This window comes from Xanthobacter flavus, from assembly GCF_017875275.1.
Classification (GTDB): Bacteria; Pseudomonadota; Alphaproteobacteria; order Rhizobiales; family Xanthobacteraceae; genus Xanthobacter; species Xanthobacter flavus_A.
This window is the reverse complement of sequence record NZ_JAGGML010000001.1, coordinates 3,263,628-3,283,564: the sequence shown is the minus strand read 5'-3', so window position 1 is coordinate 3,283,564 and position 19,937 is coordinate 3,263,628. Positions and strand designations below refer to the sequence as shown.

The following is a 19,937-nucleotide window of genomic DNA, read 5'->3' as shown; positions in this document are numbered from 1 at the left end:
CATGGCAAAGGTGCAACTCGTCCTCAACGCCGGCTCCTCCAGCCTCAAGTTCCAGGTGTTTCTGGACGATGGCGCGGACGTGCCCAACCGCATCTATCGCGGCCTGTTCGAGGGGCTGGGCACTGACCCGCACTTCAAGGTCAAGGATCACGAGGGCGCGACCGTCGGGGAAGAGCACTGGGCCGGACAGACCGCGTTCGGCTTCGAGGAGGCGTTGGCCTACCTCTCCGACTGGCTCGGCGCCCACCGGGGCGGCCACCAGCTCGCCGCCGTGGGCCACCGCGTGGTGCATGGCGGCCCGCATTATACCCATGCGGTGGAGCTGACGCCCGCCATCATCAACGAGCTGGACACCCTCTCCCCGCTCGCGCCCCTGCACCAGCCGAAGAGCCTGGAACCCATCCGCATCATCGCCCGCCGCGTGCCCGGCCTGCCGCAGGTGGCGGCCTTCGACACAGCCTTCCACCGCACCCAGCCGGAACTGGCGCAGATGTTCGCCATTCCCCAGTCGATGACCGATGCGGGGGTGAAGCGCTACGGCTTCCACGGCCTGTCCTACGCTTTTCTCGCCACCCAGTTCCCCAAGGTGGACCCGCGCCTCGCCAAGGGGCGGGTGGTGGCGGCGCATCTCGGCAACGGGGCAAGCCTGTGCGCCTATGAGGCGTCGCGCTCGATTGCCACCACCATGGGCTTCTCGGCCCTCGACGGGCTGGTGATGGGCACGCGCAGCGGCAGCATCGATCCCGGCGTCGTCTTCTATCTCCAGCGCGAGATGGGCATGAGCGCGGAGGAGGCGGAGCACTTCCTCTATACCAAGTGCGGGCTCATCGGCGTCTCCGGCCTCTCCAACGACATGCGCGTGCTGCGCGAGCGCTGCGAGACGGATGCGGGGGCGCGGCGGGCCATCGACCTGTTCGTCTACCGCATCAACCGCGAGTTCGGCTCGCTGGTGGCGGCGCTGGGCGGCATCGATGCCCTCGTCTTCACCGCCGGCATCGGCGAGAACGATGCCGAGACCCGCGCCGAGGTGCTCCGCGCCGCCGCCTGGGCCGGCTTCGAGCTGGACGCCGAGGCCAACCGCGCCGGCGCCACCCGCATCACGCGGGGTAGCGGCCCGCAGGCCTATGTGATCCCCACCGACGAGGAATGGACCATCGTGCGCGAGATGCGGCAGGTGCTGTCGCATACGGCTGCCGACACGACTTCGGCCTGAGGAGGCTCCCATGCATCCCATGGACATGATGAAGGTCTACGGCCGGGTGGCGGAAATCTACCGCCTGCGCATCGGCGAGGCGGTCTCGGCCTATGGCGCGGCCATGCGTGATGCGGCCTCCGCCTTCGCCGGGGCGGGCCGCCCGCAGACCCCGGCCGAGGCGTGGCGGGACAGCGTCTCCTACGCTTTCGACGCGGCCCAGCGCTCGCTGATCTTCTGGGACACCATGCGCCAGCGTGGCAACAACTGGATCGCGCACGAGAAGGCCGGCAAGCCGCCGCTGCTCGCCTTCGACCATGAGATGGTGGCGGATGCCCGCACCTTCGCGCGGCCCTGCAATTACGCTCTCGTGCGCATCCTGCCGCCGGACGGCGTGACGGTCGATCCCGAGAAGCGCGCCTTCCTCATCATCGATCCGCGCGCCGGCCACGGGCCGGGCATCGGCGGGTTCAAGAAGGAGTCGGAAGTCGGCTTCGCGCTGAAGGCGGGCCATGCGGTCTACATGGTCATCTTCTTCCCCGAGCCGGTGCCGGGGCAGACGCTGGCGGACGTGTCGCTGGCGGAATCCGAGTTCGTGCGCCTCGTGCGCGAGCGCCATCCCACCCGCGAGCGGCCGGTGGTGATGGGCAATTGCCAGGGCGGCTGGGCGGCCATGCTGGTCGCCGCGCTGGACCCGGACAATGTGGGGCCCATCGTGGTGAACGGCGCGCCCATGTCCTACTGGGCCGGCAATGATGCCGAGAACCCCATGCGCTATGCCGGCGGCGTGCTCGGCGGGGCCTGGACCGCCTCGCTCGCGGCGGACCTCGGCGGCGGCGTCTTCGACGGCGCCTATCTGGTGGACAATTTCGAGTATCTCAACCCCGCGAATACGTATTTCACCAAATACTATTCGCTCTACTCGAAAATCGACACCGAGCCACCGCGCTTTCTCGAATTCGAGCGCTGGTGGGGCGGCTACTTCCTGATGAACCGGGAAGAGATCCGCTGGATCGTCGAGAACCTCTTCGTCGGCAACCGGCTCGCCGCCGGCAAGGCGGAATGGGCGCCGGGCAAGAGTTTCGATCTGAAGGCCGTGCGCTCGCCCATCATCGTCTTCGCCTCGCTGGGCGACAACATCACCCCGCCCCAGCAGGCCATCAACTGGGTGGCGGACCTCTACCCCACCACGCAGGCGCTGAAGGATGCCGGGCAGGTCATCGTCGGCCTCATGCATGAGAGCGTGGGCCATCTCGGCATCTTCGTCTCTGGCGCCATCGCCCGGCGCGAGCATGCGCAGATCGTGGACCTTCTCGATTATGTAGAGGCGCTGCCGCCCGGCCTCTACGGCATGAAGATCGAGGAGGACCGGTCCGGCCCCGAGGTGAAGTATGACGTGACCCTCACCGAGCGCCGGGTGGAGGATCTCGCGGTGCTGCAGAAGTATAACCGCAAGGACGAGATCCCGTTCGAGGTGGTGGCCAACGTCTCGCAGACCAATTCGCGGCTTTACGAGACCTTTGTCCATCCCGCGCTCGCCGCCGTGGTGACGCCGGAGATGGGCCGCCTCGTGCGCGCGGTGCATCCGCTGCGCGCGGTGCGCTGGGGCCTGTCCGATCTCAATCCATGGCTCAAGGCGATGGCGCCGCTGGCCGATTTCGCCCGCAGCCAGCGCACCCCGCGCGACGACAAGGGCGTGCATGTGGCCGGAGAACATTTCGCCGCCACCGCCATCACCGCCGGGTGGGACCTCTATCGCCGCCTGCGCGACGCGACGGTGGAGACCGAGTTCTTCCGCCTCTACGGCACCGCCGCCATGCTGGACCCGGACCTCACCGCGCCGGCCACCGCCGCAGCGCTGGTCGAGCAGCCGCCGGCCGAGGTCGCGGCCGCGCTCGCCGCCATAAGAGAAGGCGGCTTCACCGATGCCGGCGTGCGCGTGGCGCTCATCGGCTTCAAGCGCGGCGGCAACGAGCGCCGGCTTTCCACCCTGAAGCAGATCCGCGAGCTGGTGGGCTACGAGCTGGGGCTGCTCGCTTTGCCGTCCGATGTGGCGCAGGCCATCATCCGCCGCCAGTCCATCATCGTGGACCGCAACGAGGCGGCGGCCATCGCCACCCTGCCGGCGCTGCTGAAGACGCCGCAGGAGCGCTCGCGCCTCCTCGCCATGCTCGACCGGCTCACCGCCAACATGGACATCGCCCCAGAGGCTGCCTCGGTGGTGGACGAGGTGCGCGCGGTGCTGGCGGCGGATGCCGCGCTGGAGACGCACGCACAGACGCACGCACAGACGGGCGCGCAGGTGGTGCCTTTCCCGCTCAACGTGGCCTGAGACGAGCGGCGAGAACCGCCGGCTGGCGTCAAATGGCAATTGGCCCGGCGCGCCCCCTGTGCCAAGCGCAGGGACGAGACAGGTTCATTGCCGGCCCCGCCCATGGTGCTACTGTGCGCGCAAGCGCGGCGCTGCAGGGGTGTGAGACGGCGCTGCGGCAAGGTTGCGGGGTCCGGCACGTCGCCTGAACGGCATCGTCCGGCCGATCTGGGGAAAGCCATGGGCATCATCGTTCGCCGGGCGCCGGCGCGTTCGAAATCCGTTCGTCCCGCGCGGTGGGGCGCCGCCGTGCTGCTCGGCGCCACGCTCATGGGCGCGCTTCCCGCCCACGCCCAGCAAGGACCAATCCCCGTGGGCGTGGTCGCCGCCGAGCTGAAGCCCGTCGCCGACGCCATGGAATTCGTCGGCCGCGTGGAGGCGCCCGAGCGGGTGGACATCCGCGCCCGGGTGAAGGCCATGCTGGAGGCCGTCCTGTTCAAGGACGGCGAGACGGTGAAGGAGGGCCAGCCCCTCTACCGCATCGAGAAGCCGCCCTTCCAGGCCGACGTGCAGCAGGCGGAAGGCGACGTGGAGCGGGCCAAGGCGGCGTTGACCCTGGCCAAGATCCAGCGCGAGCGCGCCGAGGAACTGCTCGCCAAGAATGCCGGCACGGCGGTTGCCCGCGACCAGGCGATCGCCAACGAGGAAAGCGCCAAGGGCGCGCTGCTCACCGCCGAGGCGGCGCTGAACACGGCGAAGCTCAATCTCGGCTACACCGACATCGTCTCCCCCATCACCGGCCGCATCGGCCGCACCGCCTTCACGCGCGGCCACATCATCGGCCCGGACAGCGGCCCGCTCGCCACGGTGGTGAGCCAGAACCCCATGTACGTCACCTTCCCGGTGAGCCAGCGCGACTATCAGGAAGCGCAGAAGGACGAGGGCAAGGTGGACCTCTCCAACGTGGAGGTGCGCATCAAGTTTCCCGATGGCACCTTCTATGGCGAGGTGGGGCGCATCAACTTCATCGACGTCTCGGTGAGCCGCACCACGGACACCGTGGTGATGCGCGCCGACGTGCCCAACCCCAAGGGCCAGTTGGTGGACGGCCAACTGGTGCGGGTGGAGCTGAAGTCCGGCAAGCCGGAGGAGCGCATCGTCATCCCGCAGGCGGCGCTCATCGCCGATCAGGCCGGCGTCTATGTCTTCGTGGTGGAGGACGGCAAGGCGGTGGTGCGGCGCGTGAAGCCGGGCGGCAACGTCGGCAGCAACATCATCGTGGAGGGCATCAAGGCCGGCGAGCCGGTGATCGTGGACGGCTTCGAGGCGCTACGCCCCGGCGCCCCCGTGCGCGCGACCCCCGTCGTCGGCCTGAAGGGCTGAGCCCATGTTCTCCTCCGTCTTCGTCGACCGCCCGCGGCTCGCCATCGTCATCGCCATCGTCACGGTGATCGCCGGCCTGCTCTCCCTCTTCGCGATCCCCGTGTCGCAATATCCCGACATCATCCCGCCGCAGGTGTCGGTGACCACCTTCTATCCCGGCGCCTCCGCCGAGGTGGTGGATTCCACCGTCGCCCAGCCCATCGAGGCGCAGGTGGTGGGCGTGGACAAGCTCATCTACATGAAGAGCGTGTCCGGCGACGACGGGTCCTACACGCTGACCGGCTCCTTCGAGCTGGGCACCGACCCGGACATCAACACCGTCAACATGAACAACCGCGTGCAGGTCGCGCTCTCCAAGCTGCCGGAGGACGTGAAGCGCCAGGGCGTGACGGTGAAGAAGAAATCGTCCGCGCTGCTCGGCGTGCTGGCGATCTATTCGCCCAAGAAGACCTGGGATCCGCTCTACATCTCCAATTACGTCACCATCAACATCCTCGACGAGTTGAAGTCCATCCCCGGCGTCGGCGACGCGGCCCTGTGGGGTCCGCAGGACTATGCCATGCGCGCCTGGGTGAAGACCGACCGCCTCACCGGCCTCGGCCTCACCGCCGAGGACGTGGTGAACGCCATCCGCTCGCAGAACATCCAGGCCGCCGTGGGCCGCCTCGGCGCGCGGCCGGTGGCGGACGACCAGCAATTGCAGCTGAACCTGCGCACCAAGGGCCGGCTCTCCAGCATCGCGGAATTCGAGAACATCGTCCTGCGCACCAATGACGACGGCTCGGTGCTGCGCCTCGGCGACGTGGCGCGCCTCGAGCTTGGCGCCTCGAACCTCGACCGCGAGACCCTGTTCAACGGTGGCCCCTCGGCGGTGCTGGCGCTCTATCAGTCGCCCGGCGCCAACGCCATCACCACCATCGGCGCCATCCGCGACCGCATGGACGAACTGGCCAAGGCCTTCCCGGACGATCTCGCCTGGAAGGTCACCTACGACCCCACCGTGTTCGTCACCGACACCATCCACGAGGTGCAGAAGACGCTCATCGAGGCCTTCATCCTCGTGGTGCTGGTGGTCTACCTCTTCCTCGGCTCGTTCCGCGCCACCCTCATCCCGACGCTGGCGGTGCCGGTGAGCCTGATTGGCACCTTCATCGTGCTGAACGCCATCGGCTATTCGGCCAACACCGTGTCGCTGCTCGCCATCGTGCTGGCCATCGGCATCGTGGTGGACGACGCCATCGTGGTGGTGGAGAACGTCGAGCGCGTGATGGAGGAGCATCCCGAGCTCTCCCCCGCCGACGCCACCAAGAAGGCCATGGCGGAGATCACCGCCCCCATCATCGCCATCACCTTGGTGCTGCTCTCCGTGTTCGTGCCGGTGGCCTTCATCCCCGGCATCTCGGGCGAACTGTTCCGTCAGTTCGCCATCACGGTGGCGGTGGCCATGTTCCTCTCGGCCATCAACGCGCTCACCCTCTCGCCGGCGCTGTGCGGCATCCTGCTGAAGCCCTCCCACGGGCCAAAGAAGGGGCCGATCGGCTACGTCATGCGTGGCATCGACAAGGTGCGCGACACCTACGGCGCGGTGGTGGCGCGGCTCGTGCGCTTCTCGCTCATCGGGCTCGTCTGCGTGTTCGTGGCCTCGGGCGGCATCTTCGCTCTGTCGAAGCTCACCCCCACGGGCTTCCTCCCCGAGGACGACCAGGGCGCCTTCTTCGTCGTCGTGCAGCTGCCCGGCGGCGCCTCGGTGGGGCGCACCACGGAGGTGATCCGCAAGGCCGAGGCGATTCTCAAGGAAGAGCACACGGTGGAGGACTACACCTCCGTCATCGGCCTCAACTTCATCGACAATTACTCCCAGCCCAACGCCGCCTTCATCGTCGTCACCATGAAGCCGTTCGAGGAGCGCAAGGGCAAGGACGAGAGCGCCAACGCGGTGCTCGCGCGCCTCGGGGCGAAGATGCGCATGATCCCCGGCGGAACGGTGGTGCCGCTGGGCCCGCCGCCCATCGTCGGCCTCGGCACCGGCGGCGGCTTCTCCTTCGTGCTGCAGGATCTGCGCGCGGGCGATCCCAAGGTGCTGGCGCAGGTGCTGCGCGGCCTGCTGATTGCCGCCAACCAGGACCCGCAGCTCACCCGCGTGTTCTCCACCTATTCCGCCACCAACCCCTCGCTCCAGCTCGACATCGACCGCGACAAGGCGCAGGTGCTGGGCGTGCCGCTCGACAGCGTGTTCACCGCGCTCCAGACCTCGCTCGGCGGGCTCTATGTGAACGACATGAACCTCTACGGCCGCACCTGGCAGGTGCAGGTGCAGGCGGAGGGCGAGGACCGCAAGGACGTGGAGGACATCTACCGCATCCATGTCCGCAACAACAAAGGCGAGATGATCCCGCTCCGGTCCATCGTGGAGGTGCGGGTGGAGGTCGGCCCGCCGGCGCTCATCCGCTACAACAACAAGCGCGCGGTGACCGTGCAGGGCACGCCGGCCCCCGGCGTCTCCTCCGGACAGGCCCTCGCCGCCATGGATGCGGTGGCAGCGAAGACCCTGCCGCAGGGCTTCTCCGGCGCGTGGACCGACACCTCGTTCCAGGAGAAACGGGCGGAGGGCAAGACGGGCACCATCCTCGCCTTCGCCGTGCTGTTCGCCTTCCTGTTCCTGGTGGCGCTCTATGAAAGCTGGTCCATCCCGGTGCCGGTGCTGCTCTCCGTCACGGTGGGCATGCTCGGCGCCTATGCGGCCATCGTCATCGGGCAACTCACCCTCGACCTCTACGGGCAGATCGGCATGATCGTGCTCATCGGCCTCGCGGCGAAGAACGGCATCCTCATCGTCGAGTTCGCCAAGGAGCGGCGCGAGCATGGGGAGGACCTGCTCCAGGCCGCCACCGAGGGCTCGCGGCTCCGGTTCCGGCCGGTGATGATGACGTCGCTCGCCTTCATCCTCGGCCTCTACCCGCTGGTGGTTGCCACCGGCGCGGCGCAGATGGCGCGGCAGAACGTGGGCACGCCGGTGTTCGGCGGCATGATCGCCGCCTCCTTCCTTGGCATCTTCGTCATCCCGCCGCTCTACGTGCTGTTCCAGGGCCTGCGCGAGAAGCTGCGCCCCGGTGCCCGGCCGAAGGTTACGGCGCCGCCGGCACCGGAGGCGGGAGCCGGCAGCGGACACTGAGGCGGTTTCCTCCGAACGCGCCGTCATGCCCCGGCGCGTCCGGGGCATCCACCGGGCCGAAAGAGGGCTTCATGGGCCGAGGTCCCGGCCCGGCCACACCGTGGATCGCCCGGACCAGCCGGGCGATGACGGCGGATGGGGCCGTCCCGCCCCAACCTCGGGCGCGGCCGTTCTTGATTTGGCACCCCGGCGAACCCATACTGGCGGCATTGCCATAGCCAGTGGATTTCAGCCATGCCCTTGAAGGAAGAGGATATTCAGCCCGGCAAGTGCTACAAGACGAAGGGCATCGAAAATTACAAGGTCATCTCCATGACCCGCGGCATCGTCACCTACCAGACGTGGACCTCGCCGCTGCGCATCAACGTAGGGGTGAAGCAGTTCGCCGATGCGGTGTACAAGGAAGTGCCCTGCCCCAAGTAGGGCGCCGCCGGGGTGCGTTGACGCATACGTCAGGAATGTTGCATTGCGGCATCGACGCCGCTCGCCGGTAGCGGTATAGCTGGAAACTCCCCGTGAGAACGTTTCCCGTGCTGTCCGCCATTATCGCAACGCACAATTCCGAGCGCCGGCTCGTGCCGGTCCTGTCCGCGCTCGTCCAGGGCGTGACGGCGGGCGTGCTCAGCGACGTGACACTGGCGGATTCCGGCTCCACCGATGGCACCGCGACCATCGCGGATGCCGCCGGCTGCAACTTCTTCAAGGGCGCGCAGGACATCGGCCTCCGGCTGAAGCAGGGCGCCGCGCAGGGCCGGGGCTCGTGGCTCCTCTTCCTCACCGACGGCTCCATGCTGGAGGAAGGCTGGCCGCGCGAGGTGCTGGCCTTCATTGAGACCGCCCAAAGGCGCGGGCAGGCGGACCGGCTCGCCGCCACCTTCCGCCTCGCCGTGGACGGCTACGGCCTGCGCCCGCGCATCGGCGAAGCCATGGCCGCCGCGCGCCTCGCCGTCATCGGCCTGCCGGTGCCGGGCCAGGGGCTGCTCATTTCCCGCCGATACTACGACCGGCTCGGTGGCCACCCTCAAGGCCCCAAGGCGGAACGCCGCCTCGTCGCGCGCATCGGCCGGCGCCGCATTCATGTGCTGCGCCCCCGCGTGCTGCTGCCCGAGACGGGCAAGGTGGCCGAGTCCGCCCCGGCCGCCTGATCTCACTCCAGAAAGCTGAAGCCCATGGTGCGGGCGTGGTAGTGCAGCCCGCCGTCCTGCACGATGAGGAACAGCGCCCGCGCGTTGCCCTCATTGTGGTGCGAGTGGGGGGCGCCGGGCGGCGTCACCAGGGTCGCCCATTGCGACCACGGGCAGCGGGCGCCGTCCACCATGGAGTGGCAGTTTTCGCCCTGGAGCACGAGGGTGATGGCCGCCGAATTGTGCCGGTGCGCCCGCTGGTGCTCGCCGGGCGGCAGCGTGTTCAGCGAGAGCGTCAGGCTCGGCAGGATGTTGCGCGCCGCCGCCTGCGGCTCGGACGAGAAGATGAGGGCGATGCCCGAGGTCTCGCCGTTCTGGGCGTGGTCGTAGATGATGTCGATCTGCCGGGCGATCTCGGCGGCGGGATAATGCACTACCGCCACCGGGCGGCGTGCCTCGTCCGGCGGCAGGTCGCCGTTCAAGGCGAGCTGCGGCTCGTTGGACACCACCCACAGCACCAGCTTTTCCGCCCCGGCCGTGATGCGCACCGGCGAGCCCGGCAGCAGGAACGCGTCGCCCGGAGCCACGGAGAGGCTCTCGCCGAGGCAGTCCACCTGCCCCCGTCCCGCGATCACGTACCAGATGGAGCCGGTCGCCCGCAGGTCCGCCGTGAAGCGCCCGCCGGCCTCTACCACGGCGTAGCGCGCCAGCATCAGAGGCGTGGTGGCGGGGAAGCCGCAGGTGAGCGCGTCCGACTGGTCGCAGGGGATGAAGCCGGTGGATGTCCCCTCCGCCAGCGCGCGCGCCGGCTCGTCCGTGAACAGGCGGCTCGGCACCGGCGGCAGCTTGATGTTGAAGGCGTTGCCGGAATTGAAATAGCGCGCCCGTGCCTCGGCCGGGCTTCTCGGCGTGGCGGGATGCTGGGCCGGCAGGTCGGCCATATCGGGTTTCTGAAGCACGGCGGCGGGCTGGCTCATGATGCGGTCTCCTCGCGGGCCAGCTCGCCCAGCACGTCGGCCAGCACCTGCGTGCCGGCGGCGATGTGGGCGGGCTCGGCGAATTCATGCTCGGCGTGGGACACGCCATCGCGGCAGGGAATGAAGATCATGGCGCTGGGGCACACCTTGGCGAGGTGGCGCGCATCGTGCCCGGCGGCGGAGAGGATGGGCATGGCCGGAATGGCGTGACGCTCGGCGGCGGCCGCTATCTTCGCCATCAGGCCCGCGTCAAAGCCGTTGGGCGGCGCATCCACGAGGCGGGTGAGGGTGAAGCCGCAGGGTGCCGCCTCCTCCGCGCAGATGGCCTCGAAGCGGGCGCCCAAGAGGTCCAGCGCCGCGCCGTCGGGATGGCGCAGGTCCACCCGGAAGGTGACGCGGGCGGGCACCACGGAGGGGGCGTTGGGCTCCATCACGAGCCGGCCGATGGTGAACATGACCTGTTCGTCGTGACCGCCGACCTCCGGATAGAGCCGGTGCGCCATGCGGGCGAAGGCGGCGAGCGCATCGCGGCGCTCCGCCATGGCCAGCGTGCCGGCATGGCCGGGCGCGCCTTCGACGACGACTTCCCACGTCTTCTTGCCCTGGATGCCGGTGACGACACCCACCACGTTCTCCCGCGCCTCCAGCACCGGCCCCTGCTCGATGTGCAGTTCCAGATAGGCGGCGACGGGAAAGCCGAGCGGTCGGCGCGGCAGGTCCGGGAAGGCGGCATGCAACGCATCGAGCGCGGTTGCGACGCTCACGCCCTCCGCATCTGTCACGGCGCGGATCTCGGAGAGGGCGCGCACGCCGGCGAAGGCTTCCGAGCCCATCATGCCGGGGGCGAAGCGGGAGCCCTCCTCGTTCATCCAGGCGACCACGGTGAGGTCGCGGCGGGGCGTCACGCCCGCGCGCTTCAACGCCACCACCGCCTCCAGCGCCGCCATCACCCCGGCCGCACCGTCATATTTGCCGCCGGTGGGCTGGGTGTCGATATGGCTGCCGGCGAGCACCGGCGGCAGGGCACGGTCGGCGCCGGGCCAGGTGAGGAAGAGGCTGCCGGCATCATCGCACGCCGCCTCCAGCCCCTCCGCTTCAGCCCATGTCAGGATGAGCCGCCACGCCGCGATCTCGCCATCGGTGAGCGCCTGCCGGTCCACCCCGCCCTGCGGCAGCGCGCCGATTTCGGCGAGCCGCATCAGGCGGGACATGAGGCGGTCGGGGGAGATGGCGGGCGTGCTCATCATCGCCTCACGCGGTGCGCATGATCTGGCCGGGGATGGCGCGCGGATCGCGCGGCAGCCACTTGCCGGCCTCCACCTGCGCGATGAACTCGGCGAGCTGGGCGTTGAACAGGGCCGGCTCCTCCAGGTTCAGCGTGTGCCCGGCCTTGGGGAAGACGCTGAGGCCGCAGGCGGGGATCACCTTCTTGAGGTAGATCCCCGGCTGGAGGCAGTGGTCGTCCTCGTCGCCCACCATCACGAGGGTGGGCACCATCATCTGCTTCAGCCCCTCTTCCAGATCCCAGAAGGAGGGGCGGCGCGCCTGCACGCCGCGCATGGTGAGGGCCGCGCCAATGTCCGAATGGGTGGCGAGGCGGTCGGCGAATTCGCGCCAGCCGCGCGGGTCCTTCACCTCGAACTGCACGCGGCTCGCGCCCAGCGCGTAGATCTTGGAGAATTCCTTCGCACCGATCTTCTCGAAGTTTTCCGCCACGGCCAGCGACACGCCGCGGAAGTATTCCTCATGCTCTTTCTCGCAGCCGTATCCCGCCCCCGCGACGGTGAGCGAGAGCGCGCGCTCCGGCGTGCGCAGGCCGAAATGGACGGTGCAGAAGCCGCCCATGGAGAGGCCGACGATATGCGCCTTCTCGATGCCGAGGCCATCCAGCACCGCCACCGCATCATCCGCCGCGATGGCCTGCGAATAGGCCTCCACGTCGGTCGGAATGTCGGAAGGCGCATAGCCGCGCGCGGCGTAGGTGATGCAGCGGTGACGGCGGGCGAAGAACCGCATCTGCGGCTCCCAGCTCATGTGATTGCCGCCGAATTCGTGGATGAAGAGGATGGGCGTGCCCTGTCCCGCCTCTTCCACGTGGAGCTTCACGCCGTCCTTGGCGGAGATTTTGTGGGTGGCGGTGAGGTCTTGGTAGGTCATGGCAATAGTCCCTTTGGGGGGGCAGGCGTTCTGATTTCTCGCTGTCATCCCCCGGCTTGTCCGGGGGATCCACCGCGCCGTCGGCGCGCTGTCCGAAACATCGTCCCGGCCGTTCCGTGGATGCCCCGGACAAGCCGGGGCATGACGGCGCTTGAAAATTACCGTCAGAACTGCGCCGGCACGTCGTTGAGCGTGCGGGCCTCGGCCACCAGAGACGGCAGCAGCTCCACGAAGCGGTCGGCCCATTCCTCCGGAACGGAGGTCGAGACCTTGATGAAGCGGTCGCCGAAGCGGGCAGTGTGGTAGGTGCCCTGGCGGATCATCAGATCCTTGCGGCGGGCCGCCTCCACCAGCGCCTCGGGGCGGATGCCGGCGGCCTGCGTCTCAATCACCAGGAAGTTGCCGTGGGAGGGATAGACCGGGATGCTGAGCCCCTCGATGGCCAGCGCCGCATCGTGGATCTTAGCCTTGTTGGCGCGGTCGATGCGGCGCACCGTCTGCATCCATTCCGGCTTCACCTTGAGGCCGGCTTCCGCCGCGCGCTGGGCGATGACGCTCGCCCCGAGCACGGAGGTGGTGCGGGCGGAGCAGGCGTCCAGCAGCGCGGGCGCGCCCACCAGCGCGCCGATGCGCATGCCGGCGAGGCCCAGCCACTTGGAGAAGGAGAGCGAGACCAGCGCACGGTCCGGCGCCGCCAGCAGCGCGGGATAATGGCCGTCGGCGAAATCGCGATAGGTGCAATCGTGCACCAAGAGCGCGCCGCAATCCTTGGCGATCTCGCAGAACGCCTCGATCTCCTCCCGGGTGTAGCGGATGCCGAGGGGATTGTTGGGGTCTACCAGATAGATGATGGCGGTGCGCTCATCCACGTTGGCCTTCAGCGCCTCGGGGGTGAGCTTGTAGTTCACGGCCGGATCGTAGATCGGGATCTCGATCACCTCGGCGCCCATCTGGGCGGCGAACAGGCACGGCCACTTCCAGGTGGGATCGGTGGTGACGAAGGTGGTGCCCGGCCGGCAGTGGGCGCGGCACACGAGGGCCAGCGCATTCACCCCGCCCTCGGTGATGAGGGCTTCCGCGCCCGGCGTGCCGAGGTCGTCCACGATGGCGGCGCGCAGCGCCTCGAAGCCCAGCGGGGGCGCGTAGGCATTGTATTCCTGCGCGCGGATGGAGGCGATCATGGCCTCCTCGACGGCGGGATGGGCGGCGATGTGGTTGGTGTTCTGGCCCATCCACATGAGGCCGGGGGTGGAGAACAGGGTGTCGAAATAGCGGTTGCGCAGCCGGGCGGAGGACATGAAGGCGGTTTCCTCGAAGGGGAGGCCGGCGCGCCGTTGCGGCGGCGCCGGCGAACGGGTGCGTCAGATGACCGAGCCGCGGGCCGAGATGCCGCCGTCGATGGTCACGTTGGTGCCGGTGATGTAGCCGGCGCGCGGCGAGGCGAGGAAGGCGACGAGATCGGCCACCTCTTCCGCGGTGGCGGGGCGCTTGCCGGGATACTTGTCGAACAGCTCCTCCCAGCGCTCCTCGGCGCCGAGCATGTCGATGGCCTTGCGCTTCATGATCTTGAGCATGCGGTCGGTGGCGACGGGGCCGGGGTTCACGCCCACCACGCGCACGCCGTCGTTCAGGCTCGCGCCGCCGAGCGCCTTGGTGAAGCTCATGAGCGCGGCATTGCCGGTGGAGCCGGCGATGTAGCTCGCATCCCAGTTCTCGCCGGAATTGCCGATGACGTTGACGATGACGCCATCCTTGCCGCGCATGCGCGAATAATAGGCGCGCGACAGGGTGATGTAGCCGAAGACCTTGAGGTCGAAGCCGCGCCGCCAGGAAGCGTCGTCCACCACGTCCAGCGAGCCGGCGGGGATGTCGCCGGCATTGTTGACGAGGATGTCCACGTCGCCCACGTCCGCCGCGAGCTTCTCCATGGCTTCCGTGGAGCCGAGGTCCACCGGATAGATGCTGACCTTGACGCCGTAAGCGGCCTCGATCTCGGCCTTCGCCTGGGCGAGCGCCTCGCCGTTGCGGGCGGCGAGATGGAGATGGCAGCCCTCAGCTGCGAACACGCGGGCCGTGGCGAGGCCGATGCCCTTGGACGCGCCGGTGATGAGGGCGGTCTTGTCGGTGAGGTCGAGCTTCAAGTTTGCATCTCCGATGGGCAGGTGGCGCCGAAGGGGTCGCCAAATTGGATATACAAACTCTAGCAATATGCATACCAAGAAATTCAGAAACCGCCGGCTGCGCCCTCACCCGTAGGCGGCGAGAAAGTCCAGCAGGTCGTCCCCCAGGAGGTTCACATGGTCCCGCATGGCGCGCTGGGCGGCCTCGTCGTCATGCACGCGGATGGCCGCGATAACCTCGCCATGTTCCTTCAACGTCTTGGGAATCCGGCTCGGGCGGTGGGTCACGCGGCGGCGATAGGCGGCCACCTGATTGCGCAGGCGGCGGGTCTGGTCGGCGAGGAAGCCGTTTGAGGAGGCCTCATAGACGGCCTCGTGAAACTCCTGGTTCACATCATAAAAGAGGTCGATGTCACCTGACGCGCTAACCTCTTCCAGCCGCTTGTGAATCGCCTCGATGCGACTGAGCTGCGCGGGATTCGCCCGCCGGGCCGCGAGGCGCGCGCACAGGCCTTCCAGTTCCGCCATCACCTGAAACATCTCGATGAGGATCTGCGCGGAAATGGTGCGCACCACCGCGCCCTGTCGCCCCCGCAATTCCACCAGATGACTTGCCGCCAGAAGCCGGAACGCCTCGCGCACAGGCGTACGGGACACGCCATATTGCTCGGCCAGTTCCTGCTCATCCAGCTTCGAGCCGGGCTCCAGCCGGCCGGAGGAAATATCCGCCTCCAGCGCCCGGCGGATGCGATCGGCCAGGGTCTCGCCCGGCACGCTGGAGCGCCCATTCTGGTCAAGGGGCAGGCAGGTGCTGCCTTCTTGTGCACTCATGATAGCCATTTGCATTCTCAAAATTGCAGTTCAGTATACATCAACGCGACCGCGGCATCCATTCAGAGGGCTTCGGAAGGCGCTACGTTCCGTTACCTTCACTGGTTGACGCCCGGCGCGCCGTCCATAGAGTGTCCTTGCAAGAAGTGTGGCATGTCGATTGCTAGCAGGGAAGGCATGACCACCGTCCTTTCGCATGCGCCAACCGGCGCTCATTATACAAAGAAGAAAGAGGCAGGCTTGCCGGCTTCCCCAAACAGGCCCGGCGCGGCCGTCCTCGCCGCCGACGCGGCGGGTGCGCCCGACGCCGCGCAGATTCTCTCCCTCACCGGCGTCACCAAGACGTTCGGGGCCACCCGCGCCCTCGACGGCTTCACGGCGACCATCGAGAAGGGCGAGTTCGTCACCGTGGTCGGCCCCTCCGGCTGCGGAAAGAGCACGCTCTTCAACATCGTCGCCGGCCTCGAGGAGCCGGACCCCGGCTGCGCCATGCGCTTCGAGGGCAAGAGCGTGATCGCCGCCGACCTGCTCGGCCGCGTCTCCTTCATGCCCCAGCGCGACCTGCTGCTGCCGTGGCGCACGGTGATCGACAACGCGATCCTCGCGCTGGAGGTGGAAGGCGCCCCCCGCAAGGAGGCCCGCGCCCTCGCGGAAAAGATGCTGCCGGAGTTCGGCCTCACCGGCTTCGGCCAGCAGTATCCGCACCAGCTCTCCGGCGGCATGCGCCAGCGCGTGGCGCTGATGCGCACCTTCCTGTTCAAGCGCGACCTGATGCTGCTGGACGAGCCGTTCGGCGCGCTGGACGCCCTTACCCGCACCATGATGCAGCGCTGGCTGCTGGACGTGTGGCAAAAGCACCAGCGCACCATCCTCTTCATCACCCACGACGTGGACGAGGCCCTCTTCCTCGGCGACCGCGTGCTGGTGATGAGCGCCCGTCCGGGCAAGGTGAAGCTGGAGCAGAAGGTGGACCTGCCTCGCCCGCGCCCGGCGGAGATCGTCATCTCCCCCGAATTCATCCGCCTCAAGCGCACGCTTCTGGAGGCGATCGAGGAGGAAGCCATGAAGTCCTTCACCGCGGAGGGCAAATGATGGCCGCTCAAGTTATGGGCGCTCTCGCCGAAAAGCCGGCCTCCATGGAGGCCTCCGAGTGGGAGGCGCGTGTCGCCCTCGCCGCCTGCTATCGCATGGTGGCGAAGCTCGGCATGGACGATCTCATCTACAACCACATCTCCATGCGCGTGCCGGGGCATGAGGAGCAGTTCCTGCTCAACCCCTACGGTCTCCTCTTCGACGAGATCACCGCATCGAGCCTGGTGAAGATCGACATCGACGGCCGCAAGATCGACAACACGCCCTACGAGATCAATCTCGCCGCCTTCGTCATCCACGCGGCGATCCACAAGACCGGCTCGGACGCCGCCTGCGTGCTGCACACCCATTCGGATGCCAGCGTCGCCGTCTCGGGGCAGGAACAGGGGCTGCTGCCGCTCTCCCAGTTCGCCATGCGCTTCTACGACCGGCAGGCTTTCCATGATTACGAGGGCGTCGCCATCGACATGGACGAGCAGGCCCGCCTCGTCGCGGACCTCGGCCCGCACAAGGTGATGCTGATGCGCAACCACGGCATCCTCACCGTGGGCCGCACGCCGGGCGAAGCCTTCATGCTGCTCTATTATTTCGAGCGCGCCGCGCGCATCCAGCTCGCCATGCAGGCGGCCTGCGCCTCCGGCGTGAAGCTGGTGATGCCGCCCCACGAGGTGTGCGAGAAGGCCGCGCGCCAGTTTTGGGAGATGCAGGGCGACATCCTCGTTCCCGGCGAGCGCGAATGGCCCGCCCTCATGCGCCAGCTCGACCGCGCCGATCCGAGCTACCGGAGCTGAGCGGGATGGCGCTCTTTCCCCCTTGCTGCGTCATCCCCCGCCTCGTGCGGGGGATCCACCCCGTCGCATGTCCGGTGCTGGAAGCCCTGACCCCAGCCCGGCCGCACCGTGGATCCCCCGCACAAGGCGGGATGACGAGCGGAGAGTGTCGAACCACCCTTACCCAGACACAACACCAACAACACACCCTTCCAGCGGAGACCACCTGATGATCCCTCGCCGTACCTTCCTCTCCACCCTCGCGGCCGGCGCCGCGCTGCTGTCCACCGCCATGGGCGCGCTCCCCGCGCTCGCGGCTGATCCGGTGCCCGCGACGCTGCGCCTGAAGTGGCTGCCGCAGGCCCAGTTCGCCGGCTTCTACGTCGCCGTGGCGAAGGGCTACTACAAGGCCGAGGGCATCGACCTCACCATCAATCCGGGCGGCCCGAACATCCTCGCCGAGAACCTCGTCGCCACCGGTGCCGACACCTTCGGCCTCTCGGGCGGCCTCGACAGCGTGTTCGCCGCCCGCGACAAGGGCCTGCCGGTGGTGTGCGTGGGCATCTCCCACCAGATGACGCCCTTCGTCTTCGTGGCGCGCGCCGACGGCCCCATCAAGTCGATCCAGGATTTCAAGGGCAAGAAGGTCACCACCTGGTTCACCGGTGCGAACCATGTGCTCAAGGCGATGCTGACCAAGAACGGCATCGACCCCGCGCTGGTGGACATCCAGCCCCAGCAGGTGAGCGTCACGCCGTTCGTGGACGGGCAGGTCGATGTCATCACCGCCACCCGCTACAACGAGTACTACACCATCAAGACCCGCATGGGCGAAGAGAAGCTCCGCACCTTCGTGGCGGAAGATTCCGGCATCACCTTCCCGCGTGACACGCTGATCGTCTCCGAGCAGACCGCCAAGGAGAAGCCGGAGCTGGTGAAGGGCTTCCTGCGCGCCTCCATCAAGGGCTGGAAGGACGCGTTCGCCGATCCCAAGGGCGCGGTGGACACCATCATGAAGGCCGCCCCGACCCTCGACCGCGCCCACCAGGAATTCATGCTCGCCGAAGCCGCCAAGCTGATGCTCGCCGGCAAGGTGAAGGAGAACGGCCTGTTCTGGATCGACATGGACGCGGTGAAGATCACCCAGCAGCTCTTCCTCGACGCCAAGGTCATCGCCAAGCCCGTCGATCTCGACGTCACCTTCAACCGCTCCTTCCTCGAAGCCATCCCGGTGGCGGACCGCCGTCCGTGAGCGCGGCAACCTTCAAGTCCCCGGCCGCGCGGCCGGGGACCGCCCCCTGGCTCACGGCGCTGCTGCGCGCCGTGCGCGGGCTCGCCATCCTCCTCGCCGTGCTGGCCGCGGTGGAAGCGCTCGTCATCCTTCTCAACGTGAAGCCCTGGTACGTGCCGCGGCCGACGCTGGTGCTGAACGCCATCCTCGCCACGCCGGCCCCCTATGTGCAGGGCTTCCTGCGCACCCTCACCGAAACGCTGATGGGCTTCGCCTCGGGCGCCATCGTCGGCGTCGGCATCGCCATCGTCTTCTTCCGCGCGCGGGTGCTGCGCGAACTGATCTTCCCGGTGTTCGTGGTCTCGCAGACGATTCCCGTCATCGCCTTCGGCGCGCTGGTGGTGCTGTGGTTCGGCAACACGCTCATCGCCAAGGCCGCCATCTCCTTCTACCTCACCTTCTTCCCGGTGACGGTGAACGCCCTGCTGGGCCTTGAAAGCGTCGATCCGCGCCAGGAGGCGCTGATGCGCTCCTTCGGCGCCAGCCGCTTCCAGATCCTCACCCGGCTCCAGCTTCCGGCGGCGCTGCCGCAGATCTTCGTGGCGCTGCGCCTCGCCTCCGCCCTCTCGCTGGTGGGGGCCATCGTCGGCGAATGGTTCGGCGACACGGTGGGCCTCGGCGTGCTGCTGCTGCAGGGCATGTACAACGAGAACGTGGTCGCCATCTGGGCCGCCATCGCCATGTGCGCGCTGCTCGGCACGGGCTTCTATGCCGTGGTCGCGGCGGCCGAGCGCGCCCTTGTGTTCTGGGGAGCCGAGCAATGAGCGCGACCCAATCCTCCCGCGCCATCCAGCGCGGCGCCCTCGGCATGGTGCTGCTCGTCCTCGCCTGGGAAGGCATCGCCCGCGGCTTCAACCTGCCGGCCTATACGCTGCCCTCGGTCAGCGCCATCCTCGGCAGCATCTACGATCATAGGTCGACGCTGTTCCTCGCCGGCGCCTACACCTTCGCCGAAGCGCTGTCCGGCTACGTCATCGGCGCCGCCATCGGCATCGCTCTGGCGGTGGTCATCACCCTCATCCCGATGACGCGCAACGCTATCGTGCCCGTGGCCACCTCCATCAATTCGGTGCCGGTGGTGGCGTGGTCGCCGCTGATCCTTTTGTGGTTCGGCATCGGCATGCCGTCGAAGATCGTGATGGTGGCGCTCGCCGTCTCCTTCACCGTCTTCCTCTCGGCCCTCGCCGGCCTCGACCGGGTGGACCGCCGCTCCGTGGACCTGATGCGCTCGTTCGGCGCCGGGCGGCTTTCCATCCTGTTCCGCCTGCGCCTTCCCACCGCGCTGCCCTTGATCGCGGCGGGCCTGCGCGTCTCCACCGTGCGCGCGGTCATCGTCGCCATCGTCACCGAGATGCTGGGCGCCTACGACGGCCTCGGCTGGGTGATCTACCAGGCGGTGCTGCAGGTGGATTTCGTGAAGGTCTGGTCGGCCATCTTCATCGCCTCGGCCGCCAGCCTCGCCTTCTTCGGCCTTGTCGGCGTCGTCGAGCGGCGTCTGGTTTTCTGGAAGTAGAGAC

17 protein-coding genes are annotated in these 19,937 nt (G+C 68.2%); 11 read left to right on the top strand and 6 right to left on the bottom strand.

All coding sequences use genetic code 11. The features are described 5' to 3' along the window. Nucleotide 1: 1 nt before the first annotated feature. The 6 genes from J2126_RS15665 to J2126_RS15640 all read left to right on the top strand — a co-directional run bounded on the left by J2126_RS15665 (nt 2) and on the right by J2126_RS15640 (nt 9,203). A complete protein-coding gene (locus tag J2126_RS15665) occupies nt 2–1,213 on the top strand; it encodes an acetate/propionate family kinase (protein WP_209487831.1) in 1,212 nt (403 codons plus the stop codon). Between the two features lie 10 nt (nt 1,214–1,223). After that, nucleotides 1,224–3,524, top strand: a complete 2,301-nt coding sequence (locus J2126_RS15660; protein WP_209487830.1) for a DUF3141 domain-containing protein — start codon at nt 1,224–1,226, stop codon at nt 3,522–3,524. Nucleotides 3,525–3,833: 309 nt separating this feature from the next. Continuing rightward, on the top strand, nt 3,834–4,886 hold the full coding sequence (locus tag J2126_RS15655; RefSeq protein ID WP_394030441.1) for an efflux RND transporter periplasmic adaptor subunit: 1,053 nt from the start codon (nt 3,834–3,836) through the stop codon (nt 4,884–4,886). A 4-nt stretch (nt 4,887–4,890) separates the two neighbouring features. Further along, a complete protein-coding gene (locus J2126_RS15650; RefSeq protein WP_209487828.1) occupies nt 4,891–8,058 on the top strand; it encodes an efflux RND transporter permease subunit in 3,168 nt (1,055 codons plus the stop codon). Between the two features lie 234 nt (nt 8,059–8,292). After that, a complete protein-coding gene (locus J2126_RS15645) occupies nt 8,293–8,481 on the top strand; it encodes a hypothetical protein (RefSeq protein ID WP_209487827.1) in 189 nt (62 codons plus the stop codon). Between the two features lie 92 nt (nt 8,482–8,573). Next, a complete protein-coding gene (locus J2126_RS15640) occupies nt 8,574–9,203 on the top strand; it encodes a glycosyltransferase (protein WP_348634314.1) in 630 nt (209 codons plus the stop codon). A 2-nt stretch (nt 9,204–9,205) separates the two neighbouring features. On the opposite strand, the gene J2126_RS15635 is transcribed toward J2126_RS15640, so the two are convergent. The 6 genes from J2126_RS15635 to J2126_RS15610 form a co-directional block, all read right to left on the bottom strand. Next, nucleotides 9,206–10,159 carry a cupin domain-containing protein gene (locus J2126_RS15635; protein ID WP_209487826.1) on the bottom strand — a complete coding sequence of 318 codons (954 nt, stop codon included), beginning with the start codon at nt 10,157–10,159 and terminating at the stop codon, nt 9,206–9,208. Further along, nucleotides 10,156–11,403, bottom strand: a complete 1,248-nt coding sequence (locus tag J2126_RS15630; RefSeq protein WP_245327363.1) for a Zn-dependent hydrolase — start codon at nt 11,401–11,403, stop codon at nt 10,156–10,158. Before J2126_RS15630 ends, J2126_RS15635 begins: the two co-directional genes overlap by 4 nt. A 7-nt stretch (nt 11,404–11,410) precedes the next feature. Further along, on the bottom strand, nt 11,411–12,316 hold the full coding sequence (locus J2126_RS15625; protein WP_209487824.1) for an alpha/beta fold hydrolase: 906 nt from the start codon (nt 12,314–12,316) through the stop codon (nt 11,411–11,413). Nucleotides 12,317–12,480: 164 nt separating this feature from the next. After that, a complete protein-coding gene (locus J2126_RS15620) occupies nt 12,481–13,614 on the bottom strand; it encodes a pyridoxal phosphate-dependent aminotransferase (RefSeq protein WP_209487823.1) in 1,134 nt (377 codons plus the stop codon). Between the two features lie 63 nt (nt 13,615–13,677). Continuing rightward, complete coding sequence (locus J2126_RS15615) at nt 13,678–14,457, bottom strand: SDR family oxidoreductase (protein WP_209487822.1); 780 nt, start codon at nt 14,455–14,457, stop codon at nt 13,678–13,680. Nucleotides 14,458–14,562: 105 nt separating this feature from the next. Continuing rightward, entirely contained in the window at nt 14,563–15,267 is a 705-nt protein-coding gene (locus J2126_RS15610; protein ID WP_245327361.1) for a GntR family transcriptional regulator, read from the bottom strand. A gap of 240 nt (nt 15,268–15,507) precedes the next feature. Here J2126_RS15610 and J2126_RS15605 point away from each other — a divergent pair, with 240 nt between their 5' ends. The 5 genes from J2126_RS15605 to J2126_RS15585 all read left to right on the top strand — a co-directional run bounded on the left by J2126_RS15605 (nt 15,508) and on the right by J2126_RS15585 (nt 19,933). Beyond that, complete coding sequence (locus J2126_RS15605; protein ID WP_245327359.1) at nt 15,508–16,359, top strand: ABC transporter ATP-binding protein; 852 nt, start codon at nt 15,508–15,510, stop codon at nt 16,357–16,359. Then, the gene (locus J2126_RS15600) at nt 16,359–17,150 is read left to right on the top strand and encodes a class II aldolase/adducin family protein (protein WP_209487820.1); all 792 of its coding nucleotides are present in this window, start codon (nt 16,359–16,361) and stop codon (nt 17,148–17,150) included. The genes J2126_RS15605 and J2126_RS15600 overlap by 1 nt, the downstream gene beginning before the upstream one ends. A gap of 208 nt (nt 17,151–17,358) precedes the next feature. Next, complete coding sequence (locus J2126_RS15595) at nt 17,359–18,381, top strand: ABC transporter substrate-binding protein (RefSeq protein ID WP_209487819.1); 1,023 nt, start codon at nt 17,359–17,361, stop codon at nt 18,379–18,381. Next, nucleotides 18,378–19,184, top strand: a complete 807-nt coding sequence (locus J2126_RS15590; RefSeq protein WP_209487818.1) for an ABC transporter permease — start codon at nt 18,378–18,380, stop codon at nt 19,182–19,184. The genes J2126_RS15595 and J2126_RS15590 overlap by 4 nt, the downstream gene beginning before the upstream one ends. Further along, complete coding sequence (locus J2126_RS15585; protein WP_209487817.1) at nt 19,181–19,933, top strand: ABC transporter permease; 753 nt, start codon at nt 19,181–19,183, stop codon at nt 19,931–19,933. The genes J2126_RS15590 and J2126_RS15585 overlap by 4 nt, the downstream gene beginning before the upstream one ends. Nucleotides 19,934–19,937 lie beyond the last annotated feature (4 nt).